Annotated in this window: 9 protein-coding genes and 2 pseudogenes; 7 read left to right on the top strand and 4 right to left on the bottom strand. The window is 59.4% G+C overall.

The genetic code is table 11. The features are described 5' to 3' along the window. Nucleotides 1-28 precede the first annotated feature (28 nt). The 5 genes from IM290_RS16605 to araD all read left to right on the top strand — a co-directional run bounded on the left by IM290_RS16605 (nt 29) and on the right by araD (nt 5,132). The gene (locus IM290_RS16605; RefSeq protein WP_032651927.1) at nt 29-1,348 is read left to right on the top strand and encodes an MFS transporter; all 1,320 of its coding nucleotides are present in this window, start codon (nt 29-31) and stop codon (nt 1,346-1,348) included. Nucleotides 1,349-1,424: 76 nt separating this feature from the next. Continuing rightward, nucleotides 1,425-2,930 (top strand): FGGY-family carbohydrate kinase, encoded by a 1,506-nt coding sequence (locus tag IM290_RS16600; protein ID WP_193042081.1) that lies wholly within the window; start codon nt 1,425-1,427, stop codon nt 2,928-2,930. Then, a complete protein-coding gene (gene ulaD / locus IM290_RS16595; protein ID WP_017693795.1) occupies nt 2,927-3,580 on the top strand; it encodes a 3-keto-L-gulonate-6-phosphate decarboxylase UlaD in 654 nt (217 codons plus the stop codon). Before IM290_RS16600 ends, ulaD begins: the two co-directional genes overlap by 4 nt. Nucleotides 3,581-3,582: 2 nt before the next feature. Continuing rightward, a complete protein-coding gene (locus IM290_RS16590) occupies nt 3,583-4,443 on the top strand; it encodes an L-ribulose-5-phosphate 3-epimerase (protein ID WP_193042082.1) in 861 nt (286 codons plus the stop codon). Continuing rightward, entirely contained in the window at nt 4,437-5,132 is a 696-nt protein-coding gene (gene araD / locus IM290_RS16585) for an L-ribulose-5-phosphate 4-epimerase (RefSeq protein WP_023304611.1), read from the top strand. Before IM290_RS16590 ends, araD begins: the two co-directional genes overlap by 7 nt. Here araD and IM290_RS16580 read toward each other — a convergent pair. Further along, nucleotides 5,133-5,342 (bottom strand): annotated as a pseudogene (locus tag IM290_RS16580) (helix-turn-helix domain-containing protein); the annotation flags it as partial. It abuts the gene before it with no gap. A gap of 20 nt (nt 5,343-5,362) precedes the next feature. Here IM290_RS16580 and IM290_RS16575 point away from each other — a divergent pair. Beyond that, a pseudogene (locus IM290_RS16575) lies at nt 5,363-5,679 on the top strand (glycoside hydrolase family 127 protein); the annotation flags it as partial. Nucleotides 5,680-5,816: 137 nt separating this feature from the next. Here IM290_RS16575 and aldB read toward each other — a convergent pair. After that, a complete protein-coding gene (aldB, locus tag IM290_RS16570; protein ID WP_006808612.1) occupies nt 5,817-7,355 on the bottom strand; it encodes an aldehyde dehydrogenase AldB in 1,539 nt (512 codons plus the stop codon). Between the two features lie 166 nt (nt 7,356-7,521). On the opposite strand from aldB, the gene IM290_RS16565 reads away from it, so the two are divergent. Further along, nucleotides 7,522-8,406 (top strand): ROK family protein, encoded by an 885-nt coding sequence (locus tag IM290_RS16565; RefSeq protein WP_193042083.1) that lies wholly within the window; start codon nt 7,522-7,524, stop codon nt 8,404-8,406. Between the two features lie 3 nt (nt 8,407-8,409). Here IM290_RS16565 and selB read toward each other — a convergent pair whose 3' ends face one another. After that, nucleotides 8,410-10,248 (bottom strand): selenocysteine-specific translation elongation factor, encoded by a 1,839-nt coding sequence (selB, locus tag IM290_RS16560; RefSeq protein WP_193042084.1) that lies wholly within the window; start codon nt 10,246-10,248, stop codon nt 8,410-8,412. Beyond that, a complete protein-coding gene (gene selA, locus IM290_RS16555) occupies nt 10,245-11,630 on the bottom strand; it encodes an L-seryl-tRNA(Sec) selenium transferase (protein WP_193042085.1) in 1,386 nt (461 codons plus the stop codon). The genes selB and selA overlap by 4 nt, the downstream gene beginning before the upstream one ends. Between the last annotated feature and the right edge of the window lie 25 nt (nt 11,631-11,655).

The following is an 11,655-nucleotide window of genomic DNA, read 5'->3' as shown; positions in this document are numbered from 1 at the left end:
TCCGGTTACCTTCAATGAGATATTAACTATGAATATTTCTTCTAATGCTCTACACGCGGACATTCCGCGCCAGCGCTGGCTAAGGATCATTCCCCCTATTCTTATCGCCTGCATTATTTCCTATATGGACCGCGTAAATATAGCTTTTGCGATGCCCGGCGGTATGGATGAAGAGCTGGGCATTTCCGCCACGATGGCGGGCCTGGCGGGGGGGATCTTTTTTATCGGCTATTTGTTCCTGCAAGTTCCCGGCGGCAAAATTGCCGTGCACGGCAGCGGTAAGAAGTTTATCGGCTGGTCGCTGGTTGCCTGGGCGGTGATCTCGGTTCTGACCGGGCTTGTGACCAACCAGTATCAGCTGCTGGTACTGCGCTTCTTACTCGGCGTGGCGGAAGGTGGGATGCTGCCCGTTGTGCTCACGATGATCAGTAACTGGTTCCCGGATGCCGAGCGCGGCCGCGCCAACGCGATTGTGATCATGTTCGTGCCCATCGCCGGGATCATCACCGCCCCGCTGTCGGGCTGGATTATTACCGCTCTCGACTGGCGCTGGCTGTTCATTATTGAAGGTCTGATGTCCGTTGTTGTGCTGGTGCTGTGGGCGTTCACCGTCTACGACCGACCGCAGGAAGCACGCTGGATCTCTGAGGCCGAGAAAAACTACCTGGTACAAACGCTGGCGGCAGAGCAGCAGGCCATTGCGGGTAAAGAGGTGAAAAACGCCTCGCTCAGCGCGGTGCTGTCTGACAAAACCATGTGGCAGCTGATCGCCCTCAACTTCTTCTACCAGACTGGCATTTACGGTTACACCCTCTGGCTGCCCACCATTCTGAAGGAGCTGACGCACACCAGCATCGGCCAGGTGGGAATGCTCGCCATTCTGCCTTACATCGGCGCCATTGCCGGCATGTTCCTGTTCTCTACGCTCTCTGACCGCACCGGCAAGCGCAAGCTGTTTGTCTCCCTGCCATTGATTGGCTTTGCGCTCTGCATGTTCCTCTCCGTGGCGCTGAAAGAGCACACCTGGCTGGCCTATGCCGCGCTGGTGGGCTGTGGCTTCTTCCTGCAATCCGCAGCGGGGGTGTTCTGGACCATCCCGGCGCGTCTGTTCAGCGCTGAGATGGCGGGTGGCGCTCGCGGCGTGATTAATGCCCTGGGCAACCTCGGCGGGTTCTGCGGTCCTTATGCGGTAGGCGTACTGATCACCCTGTACAGCAAAGACGCAGGCGTTTACTGCCTGGCAGTTTCGCTGGCGCTGGCATCGCTGCTGGCCCTGCTGTTACCGGCGAAATGCGATGCCGGAGCAGAGCCTAATCCCACGGTGAACTCGCATAAGCGTGCGGCCTGAGGCCCTCACCTGACCCACTAAACCAAACCGTAGGCCGGGTAAGCGAAGCGCCACCCGGCAATTAAGCGAGAAGAAGATGAGTGAAAAAGAGCACTTCTGGCTGGGTATCGATTGTGGCGGTACTTATCTGAAAGCCGGTTTATACAACAGCCAGGGCAAAGAAGTCTGTATTGAACGCCGCTCAGTGGCCACGCTCAGCCCCCGCGCCGGCTACGCCGAGCGGGATATGCACCAGCTCTGGCAGCACTGCCACAAAACCGTCGCCCTGCTGCTCAAAAATTCAGGCGCTGACGGCGGTCAGATCAAAGGCGTTGGCATTTCAGCCCAGGGCAAGGGGCTGTTTCTGCTCGATAAACAGGATCGCCCCCTGGGTAACGCCATTCTCTCCTCCGATCGCCGTGCGCTGGAGATCGTACAACGCTGGCAGCAGGACGGTATACCCGAAAAGCTCTATCCGCATACTCGCCAGACGCTGTGGACGGGGCATCCGGCCTCACTCCTGCGCTGGGTTAAAGAGAACGAGCCGCAGCGGTATCAGCAAATCGGCAGCGTGATGATGGCGCACGATTACCTGCGCTGGTGTCTGACCGGAGTCAAAGGCTGCGAAGAGAGCAATATCTCGGAATCCAATCTCTACAACATGCATACCGGGCAGTACGATCCGCAGCTCACGCGCTGGCTCGGCATCAGCGACATTGACGGTGCCCTGCCGCCCATTATCGGTTCAGCAGAAATTTGCGGGGAAATCACCGCTCAGGCAGCCGCACTGACCGGTCTCACGGCGGGTACTCCCGTCGTTGGTGGACTGTTTGATGTGGTTTCCACCGCGATCTGCGCCGGGCTGCATGACGAACATACGCTGAATGCCGTAATGGGGACCTGGGCCGTGACCAGTGGGATTGCCCACGGCATCCGCGACAACGAGCCGTTCCCCTACGTCTATGGCCGCTACGTCCATCCGCAACTGTTCATCGTTCATGAAGCCAGCCCCACGTCGTCCGGCAACCTGGAATGGCTGACGGCCCAATGGGGCGATATGTCATTCGATGAGATTAACCACGCCGTGGCCAGCCTGCCAAAAGCTGAAAGCGATGTGTTCTTCCTGCCTTTCCTCTACGGCAGCAACGCCGGGCTGGAGATGACCAGCGGCTTCTATGGCTTGCAGGCGCTGCATACCCGCGCGCACCTCCTCCAGGCGGTTTATGAAGGGGTGGTATTCAGCCACATGACCCACCTCAACCGTATGCTCGAACGCTTTCCCCACGTGCAGGCCTTGCGTGTGACGGGCGGCCCAACCCATTCGGACGTGTGGATGCAGATGCTCGCAGACGTCAGCGGCCTGGCGATTGAACTCCCGCAGGTGGAAGAGACCGGCTGTTCCGGTGCGGCGCTGGCCGCGCTCGTCGGTACAGGCCTTTATCCCGATTTTTACGCCGCTCAGCGCGCCCTCAGGCATGACATCCGGATGATTGAACCTGACATGCGTGCCCATGCCGCCTACCAGCGCAAATATCACCGTTACCAGCTACTGATTTCAGCATTACAGGGCTATCACGCCCGTGTTAAGGAGTACGACCTATGAGCCGACCATTATTGCAGCTGGCGCTCGACCACACTTCGCTTCAGGCCGCACAGCGCGATGTCGCGACGCTTTCCGATCACGTCGACATCGTCGAAGCCGGCACCATCCTGTGCCTGACCGAAGGGCTAAACGCCGTTCGCGCCCTGCGCGCGCAGTGTCCGGATAAAATTATCGTGGCGGACTGGAAAGTCGCCGATGCCGGAGAAACGCTGGCTGAGCAGGCGTTTGGCGCAGGCGCAAACTGGATGACCATCATCTGTGCCGCCCCGCTGGCCACCGTTGAACGTGGCCACGAGGTCGCACTGCGCGGCGGCGGCGAGATCCAGATGGAGCTGTTTGGCAACTGGACGCTGGACGACGCGCGCGCGTGGCACCGCATCGGGGTGAAGCAGGCGATTTACCACCGCGGGCGCGACGCACAGGCCAGCGGCCAGCAGTGGGGCGAGGCGGATCTCAGCAAAATGAAGGCGCTGTCCGATATCGGTTTGCAGCTTTCTATAACTGGCGGTATCACCCCCGCTGACCTGTCGCTGTTTAAGCAGATCAACGTCAAAGCCTTCATTGCCGGGCGCGCGCTGGCAGGCGCCGATAATCCGCCGCAGGTAGCACAGGCATTCCATTCGCAAATTCGCGACATCTGGGGAGAGTAACCATGCGTCAGCATCCGTTAGGCATTTACGAAAAAGCGCTGCCAAAAGATCTCTCCTGGCCGGAGCGCCTGGTTCTGGCAAAAAGCTGCGGCTTCGATTTTGTGGAGATGTCGGTGGATGAGACCGACGAGCGTTTATCGCGCCTTGAATGGAGTACCACGCAGCGCGCCTCTCTGGTGGAAGCGATGCTGGAGACCGGCGTGGCCATCCCGTCGATGTGCTTGTCTGCCCACCGTCGCTTCCCGTTTGGCAGCCGGGATGAAATCGTGCGTCAACGCGCCCGCGAGATCATGACCAAAGCCATCCGGCTGGCCCGTGATTTGGGTATTCGCACCATCCAGCTTGCGGGTTATGACGTGTACTACGAGGAGCATGACGAGGGCACGCAACAGCGCTTTGCCGAAGGGCTGGCGTGGGCCGTAGAGCAGGCCGCTGCCGCGCAGGTAATGCTGGCGGTAGAGATCATGGACACCGCGTTTATGAACTCCATCAGCAAGTGGAAAAAGTGGGACGACATGCTCGCCTCGCCGTGGTTCAGCGTTTACCCGGACGTCGGCAACCTGAGCGCGTGGGGCAACGACGTCACCGCCGAGCTGACGCTGGGCATTGACCGCATCGCCGCTATCCACCTGAAAGATACCCGGCCCGTTACCGAAAAAAGCCCCGGACAGTTCCGCGACGTGCCGTTTGGCGAGGGCTGCGTCGATTTCGTGGGCGTGTTTAACACGCTGAATCAACTTAACTATCGCGGCGCATTTCTGATTGAAATGTGGACCGAGAAAGCCAAAGAGCCGGTACTGGAGATCATCCAGGCGCGCCGCTGGATTGAAGCCCGAATGCAGGAAGGAGGCATGACATGTTAGAACAACTTAAAGCCGAGGTGCTGGCGGCAAATCTCGCCCTGCCCGCCCACCAGCTGGTGACGTTCACCTGGGGCAACGTCAGCGCGGTTGACCGTGCCAGCGGCATGATGGTGATCAAACCATCCGGCGTGGAGTACGACGTGATGACCGCAGAAGATATGGTGGTGGTAAATATCGCCACGGGTAAAGTGGTCGAGGGGAGTAAAAAACCCTCCTCCGACACCCCGACCCATCTCGCGCTGTATCGTCGTTACCCGGAAATTGGCGGCATTGTGCATACCCATTCCCGCCACGCCACCATCTGGTCGCAGGCGGGGCAGGATTTACCCGCGTGGGGAACGACGCACGCGGACTATTTTTACGGTGCGATCCCCTGCACGCGGCTGATGACCCCGGCTGAAATCGCGGGTGAATATGAATACCAGACGGGGGAAGTCATTATCAAAACCTTCGAGGAGCGCGACATAAGCCCGATGCAGGTCCCGGCGGTGCTGGTTCATTCTCACGGCCCGTTTGCCTGGGGCAAAGACGCTGCCGATGCGGTACACAATGCCGTGGTGCTGGAAGAGTGCGCCTATATGGGACTTTTCTCGCGCCAGCTTGCACCTCAGCTTCCGGTTATGCAGCAGGAATTGCTGGATAAGCATTACCTGCGCAAGCATGGCGCAAATGCCTATTACGGCCAGTGATCATCCGGAATTAATATGCTCTTTACAGTACCGCCGTTTCCAGACGGCGGGCGTTAACCCGGTATGTTTTGAGAATATTTGCCGGAAATAACCCACGTCATTAAAACCGCACCGGGCGGCCACTTCAGTTAATGAGGCCGCATCGTTCAGCAGCAGTTTTTCAGCGGCCCTGACGCGCTGGCGGTGAATTGCCTCCGTCAGGGTTAAATGAACATCCGGTGACTCACACGCTGACGTTACCGATGCCGGTCCGCCGCGTGTACGGCAAACACACAGGTGCGCCAGCAGGCGAGGAAAGTCGCATTGCAGCGTGGACCGCTGGTTTACTGCCTGGAAGAAGCCGATAACGGCGCAAATCTGCATAACCTTTCTTTGCCTCATGACAGCGCGTTTCGGGTTTTTGAAGGCAAAGGCATTTTCGCGCACAAGATGCTGATACAGGCGGAAGGGATCGGGTGTCAGGCGAAGGACGCTGACCTTTATTCCGTAGTTTAGCTGGGCAAACCGGGGAGAAGGGGAAATGCGGATATGGGTGGATGAAAGCTGAATAACTGCGGCCTGTTGCCCTCACCCCAGCCCTCTACCACGGGAGAGGGAGTAAAAAGTAGGCCGGGTAAGGCGAAGCCGCCACCCGGCTTTAACCCGGCTCAGGTCACCCTACCCGGAACGACCTGAGCCCGGAGATTAAAACAGCCCCAGCGGTTTATCGGAGTAGCTGACCAACAGACATTTCGTTTGCTGGTAGTGCTCCAGCATCATCTTATGGGTTTCACGCCCGATGCCCGACTGTTTGTAGCCGCCAAACGCCGCATGAGCCGGATAGGCGTGATAGCAGTTTGTCCATACGCGTCCGGCCTGAATGCCGCGGCCCATTTTATAGGCCAGATTACCGTTACGACTCCAGACGCCCGCCCCCAGGCCATACTGCGTGTCGTTAGCGAGCTCCAGCGCCTCGTCCATGGTTTTAAACGTGGTGACGGCAAGCACCGGTCCAAAAATTTCCTCCTGGAAAACGCGCATGTTGTTCTTACCGAACAGGATGGTCGGCTCAAGGTAGTAACCCTCCTGCAAATCGCCGCCCAGCACCTTACGACGACCGCCGGTCAACACATCGGCCCCCTCTTTTTTACCGATATCAATATAGTTGAGGATGGTTTCCAGCTGGCCATGCGATACCTGCGCTCCCATCTGGGTGACGTTATCCAGCGGATTACCGCTGCGAATCGACTCCACGCGCCGGATCGCCCGCTCCATAAAGCGCTCATAAATGGATTCCTGCACCAGCGCGCGGCTCGGACAGGTGCAGACTTCACCCTGGTTGAACGCGAACAGCGCAAACCCTTCCAGCGCTTTGTCGAAGAAGGCGTCCTCTTCATCCATCACGTCGGCAAAGAAGATGTTCGGCGATTTCCCGCCCAGCTCCAGGGTGACCGGAATGATGTTCTGGGTCGCGTACTGCATGATCTGCTGACCCACTTCCGTTGAGCCGGTAAACGCCACTTTAGCAATACGCTTTGAAGTAGCCAGATATTCGCCGATCTCTCCCCCGGCCCCGTTGACCACGTTAATGACCCCCGGCGGCAACAGGTCGCCAATCACCTCCATCAGCAGCAGTACCGAAAGCGGCGTTAAGCGTGCAGGTTTCAGCACAACGCAGTTACCCGCCGCCAGCGCGGGCGCCATTTTCCAGCTCGCCATCAGCAGCGGGAAGTTCCACGGAATAATTTGCCCCACCACGCCGAGCGGCTCGTGGAAGTGATACGCCACGGTATCTTTGTCAACTTCACTTATTCCCCCCTCCTGGGCACGAATGCAGGACGCAAAATAGCGGAAATGGTCGATCGCCAGCGGCACGTCCGCCGCCATGGTTTCCCGGATCGGCTTGCCGTTGTCCCACGTTTCCGCCGTTGCCAGCAGCTCCAGATTCTGCTCCATCCGATCGGCGATTTTGAACAAAATGGCCGCTCTGTCCTGAACGGACGTTTGCCCCCACTTATCTTTCGCCTTATGTGCCGCATCCAGCGCTAAATCGATATCCCGCTTGCCCGAACTGGCAATTTCACACAGCGGCTGGCCGGTAACGGGCGTCAGGTTGGAATAGTATTCACCGTCGACGGGCGCCACCCAGTCGCCGCCGATAAAGTTGTCATAGCGGGGCTTCAGCTTAAGAGGAAAACCATACTCGCCTGGCTGGATACGCGATGAGGGAGGATTGTTTGTCATGACCGTCTCCTTGCAGTAGGTGTACAACAAGGGTAGTTCCGGCTGGTGATTTTCTCGCCAGTCGGTAACGGGTTTACGAGCCGTATCACGGATTACCGTACTTTACGTTTCGTTTCTGCCGCCGGAGCCATACTTAATAGCTCAGGGGCTCATGAGGAACGATGCAATGCAGCTATTTATCGGCTTTGACGTGGGCGGAACCCACATCAAACACGGCGTGATCAACGAAAACGGCGAAGAACTGACATCCGATGAATATGATACGCCTGACGATGAAAGCACCTTCAAACAGAAGTGGAAAACGGTGGTGGATAAGTACCGCCAGGAGCATGAGATCGTCGGCATCGGCGTGAGTTTTCCGGGCCACATCAATCACCATACCGGCGAAGCGGCCAAGGCCGGGGCGCTGGATTACCTTGACGGTGAAAACCTGTGTGAGCTTTTCTCACAGCTGACCGATCTTCCCGTAACAACCGAAAATGACGCCAACTGCGCGGCGCTGGGCGAACGCTGGCAGGGCGCCGGTAAGGACTATGAGCATTTTGTCTGCATCACCATCGGCACCGGCATCGGCGGCGGTATCGTCATGGAGGGCGATCTCTACCGTGGGTCGCACTACCGGGCGGGTGAGTTTGGCGTGCTGCCCGTTGGCAACAACGGCGAGCCGATGCACGAAGTGGCGTCCGCCAGCGGCCTGATGAAAGCCTGCCGCCGCGCGCTGGCCGTGTCGGAAGATGAGATGCCTGATGGTGAGGAGCTGTTTAGACGCATGGACAGCGACGTGCATCTGCGTGAGGCCATAGAAGAGTGGGCGCATTTCCTCTCGCGGGGCATCTACAGCGTGATCTCCATGTTTGATCCGCAGGCGGTGCTGATTGGCGGCGGCATTAGCGAGCAGGAGAAAATCTATCTCCTGCTGGATAAATACCTACAGCGATTCGAGGAGTGGGAAGCGCTCCGGGTGCCCATCCTTCCCTGCGAGCTGGGTAACCAGGCGGGAAGGCTGGGCGCGGTCTGGCTGGCTAAGCAGAAGCAGGCGCGCAGCGCTTAACGCTTAGGGAAATAACTGCGCGTCGCGTAGCACATGGTCATTGCCACGACGACGCGTAAACCCGATGCGGTTGAAATACTCCAGGATCTGAATCGCCAGTTTGCGTCCCACGTTCAGCCGATCGCGGAAGTCTGCGGCGCAGGTTGATCCGCGCGCCTGATCCAGCTCCCGGATCAGGTTCGCAAACGCCACGATCCGATCGTTGCGGTAATAACGATCTTTCACGATCGCCACAATCATCCCCTGCTGCGCCGCATGGCGCAGTACCTGACGCATCAGCTGCTCATCGGTATTGGTTTCACGCGCCAGATCGCGCACCCACCACGGTTCATCGCCAAACAGCGCCGCCACTTTTTGCCAGACCGCGTCCTGCTCAGCGGTAAAACCGGCCTTGTGTTCCGGCAGGTGCAGCCAGCCGTGATGACTTGCAATCACGCCGCTTTCACGCATGTTTTCAATCAGCAACAGCACCAGCGCGTCGTCTTCCATGGGCAACGCCATGCGCCGCAGACGTTCACGGCCCGGGCCGGGCTCATCCTGATGCTGTTCATGGTAGGTCGCCAGCGTGCTCAGCACTTTGCGCTGCCAGCGCGCCGCCACTGGCGCGTTCAGCAGGCTGTTCCCGGCCTGAATAAAACCTGGCTCCTGCGTCAGAAGACGCAATCCTTCGCCGCTGAGCTGGCGCGCCCAGGCGAACGCCGCCAGATCCACCGCACCACGCTCAAGGTGGATATCTAACGCAGACTTATCATCGCGGGCCTGGGCCAGTGCGGCCAGCCACTGTAAATACTCGGGCTTACGCTTGCCGCGACGGGGCGGATCCAGCATGACCACGCGCGCGCCCGCCAGCGTTTCCCGCGCCGAAATATCGCGCAGAACCAGGCGGTCGTTATCCGCCAGCCAGAGCGGGGAGTCGAACACCAGTTCGGCGAGATCGTTTTCCAGCAGCGACACGCGTCCGGTGATGTGGCTGGCCGCGTGGTGGATATGCAGCGGCTGCCACTGGGTCAGCGGGGTATGGGTCTGGAGAGAAACGATGAGCCGTTCAGAAGGCTCCGGCGGTGCGTCGGCCAGCAACCAGTCGCCGCGGTTAAGCTGGTCTTTTTCGGCATCACCGGCAATATTCAGCGCGATACGCTGCCCGGCATGGGCCTGTTCCACCGGCTGGTTTTGCGCGTGAAGCCCGCGCACGCGCATCGGTTTGTTCACGCCCGTCAGCCACAGGGTATCGCCAACGTTCACTTCGCCGCTCAGGGCGGTACCGGTCACCACCAGCCCAGCCCCTTTCACGGTAAATGCCCTGTCGATCGCCAGACGGAAGCGGTGATGGCTGGCATGTTCACGAGACGGGATCTGCTGCAAATGGTCGCGAAGAGCGTCGATACCGCGGCCTTCTGTCGCCACGGTGACAAACAGTGCGGCATCCTTAAAACCGTATTCACTCAGCGCCGCCAGCACCTCTTCACGCACCTCGTCGATACGCGCCTCATCCACACGGTCCGCTTTGGTGAGGGCGACGGTCAACTGCGGGTTTCCCGTCAGCTGGAGGATCGCCAGATGCTCGCGCGTTTGCGCCATCACCCCGTCATCGCACGCGACCACCAGCAGGGCGTGATCGATCCCGCCCACGCCCGCGAGCATATTGGAAAGAAACTTCTCGTGGCCGGGCACGTCGATAAAGCCCAGCACGCGACCGTCGGGCTGCGGCCAGTAGGCGTAACCCAGGTCAATGGTCATGCCGCGCTTTTTCTCTTCCGGCAGGCGATCGGCATTCACGCCCGTAATGGCCTGCAATAACGTGGTTTTGCCGTGGTCAACGTGACCGGCGGTGGCAATAATCATTTCAACATCATCTCCAGAAACCGCACTTCATCTTCCAGACAGCGTAAATCCAGCCACATGCGACCGTCACCGATCCGGCCAATCACCGGCGTCGGTAATGCGCGCCAGCGCGCCGACAGCGCCTCAAGCTGGCTTCCGCGTCCGTCGCGCGGGGTGAACGTCAGCGCTTCGCTCGGTAACCTGTCCACCGGCAGCGAGCCGCTGCCAATTTGCGACAGGCAAGGCTCGATACGAACGTCAAACTCAGGGTAATGAGGAGCAACCTGCGGCAGTAGCGCTTCCGCCTGCGCGCGAATGGAGGCCGCATCACGGCTCAGCAAACGCAACGTGGGCAGGCGGTCAGCCAGTTTCTCCGGGTGGAGATAGAGCCGCAGCGTGGCTTCCAGCGCGGCCAGCGTCATTTTATCGGCACGCAGGGCGCGCTTCAGCGGGTGCTGCTGTAGCTGCACAATCAGCTCGCGCCTGCCGACGATAATCCCCGCCTGCGGCCCGCCCAGCAATTTATCACCGGAGAAACTGACCAGGCTTACGCCCGCGGCAACCATTTCCTGCACCATGGGCTCTTTCGGCAGACCGTACTGGCGCATATCCACCAGCGACCCGCTGCCGAGATCGGCAATCACCGGCACGTTTAGCTCGCGCCCGATGGCGGCCAGTTCGGCCTCTTCCACCGTTTTGGTGAAACCCTCAATGTGGTAATTGCTGGTATGCACTTTCATCAGCAGGGCGGTGTTTTCATTCACCGCCGCGCGATAATCTTTTGCATGGGTACGGTTGGTTGTGCCCACTTCATGCAGCGTGCAGCCCGCCTGGCGCATGACATCCGGAATACGAAACGCCCCGCCGATCTCCACCAGCTCGCCGCGAGAGACGACAACCTCTTTTCCGCTCGCGGTGGCCGCCAGCATTAACAGCACCGCCGCCGCGTTGTTATTCACAATGCAGGCATCTTCCGCGCCGGTGATCTGGCAGAGAAGATCCGCCAGTGCGCGATCGCGATGCCCACGCCCGGCGCCGTCCAGATCGTACTCCAGCGTCACCGGCGAGCGCATGGCACGGGTGACGGCCTCTGTTGCCTCTTCTGCCTGCTGTGCCCGGCCCAGATTGGTGTGCAGAACCGTGCCCGTCAGGTTAATAACCGGGCGCAACGCGCTTTGCCCGTGCTTGCTCAGCCTGCGTTCAACTTCCTGCTCCCACGCCTCGCACCAGCCGGGTAGCGCGTTCTTAGCCTGAATATGGCGACGCGCATCGTCCTGAAGCTGGCGTAGCATGTCGACCGTTGCAGTATGGCCAAACTGCTCCAGCACCGCAGTGATGCGCGGGTCACGAAGCAGTCGATCGGTAGCGGGGATCTGGCTGTAGAGGGAATGATGAGTAGTCATGAATGCGCCTGGCGAGTAAATATCT

This window comes from Enterobacter cloacae complex sp. S1 (assembly GCF_014930525.1).
Lineage (GTDB): Bacteria > Pseudomonadota > Gammaproteobacteria > Enterobacterales > Enterobacteriaceae > Enterobacter > Enterobacter hormaechei_C.
Note: the sequence above shows the minus strand (reverse complement) of the source record. Positions and strands in the feature narration are given on the sequence as shown.

Coding starts and splice junctions, on each gene's coding strand:
- aldB (WP_006808612.1), bottom strand. CDS start 7,355: ATGACAAACAATCCTCCCTCATCGCGTATCCAGCCAGGCGAGTATGGT.
- IM290_RS16605 (WP_032651927.1), top strand. CDS start 29: ATGAATATTTCTTCTAATGCTCTACACGCGGACATTCCGCGCCAGCGC.
- IM290_RS16565 (WP_193042083.1), top strand. CDS start 7,522: ATGCAGCTATTTATCGGCTTTGACGTGGGCGGAACCCACATCAAACAC.
- ulaD (WP_017693795.1), top strand. CDS start 2,927: ATGAGCCGACCATTATTGCAGCTGGCGCTCGACCACACTTCGCTTCAG.
- selA (WP_193042085.1), bottom strand. CDS start 11,630: ATGACTACTCATCATTCCCTCTACAGCCAGATCCCCGCTACCGATCGA.
- selB (WP_193042084.1), bottom strand. CDS start 10,248: ATGATTATTGCCACCGCCGGTCACGTTGACCACGGCAAAACCACGTTA.
- IM290_RS16590 (WP_193042082.1), top strand. CDS start 3,583: ATGCGTCAGCATCCGTTAGGCATTTACGAAAAAGCGCTGCCAAAAGAT.
- IM290_RS16600 (WP_193042081.1), top strand. CDS start 1,425: ATGAGTGAAAAAGAGCACTTCTGGCTGGGTATCGATTGTGGCGGTACT.
- araD (WP_023304611.1), top strand. CDS start 4,437: ATGTTAGAACAACTTAAAGCCGAGGTGCTGGCGGCAAATCTCGCCCTG.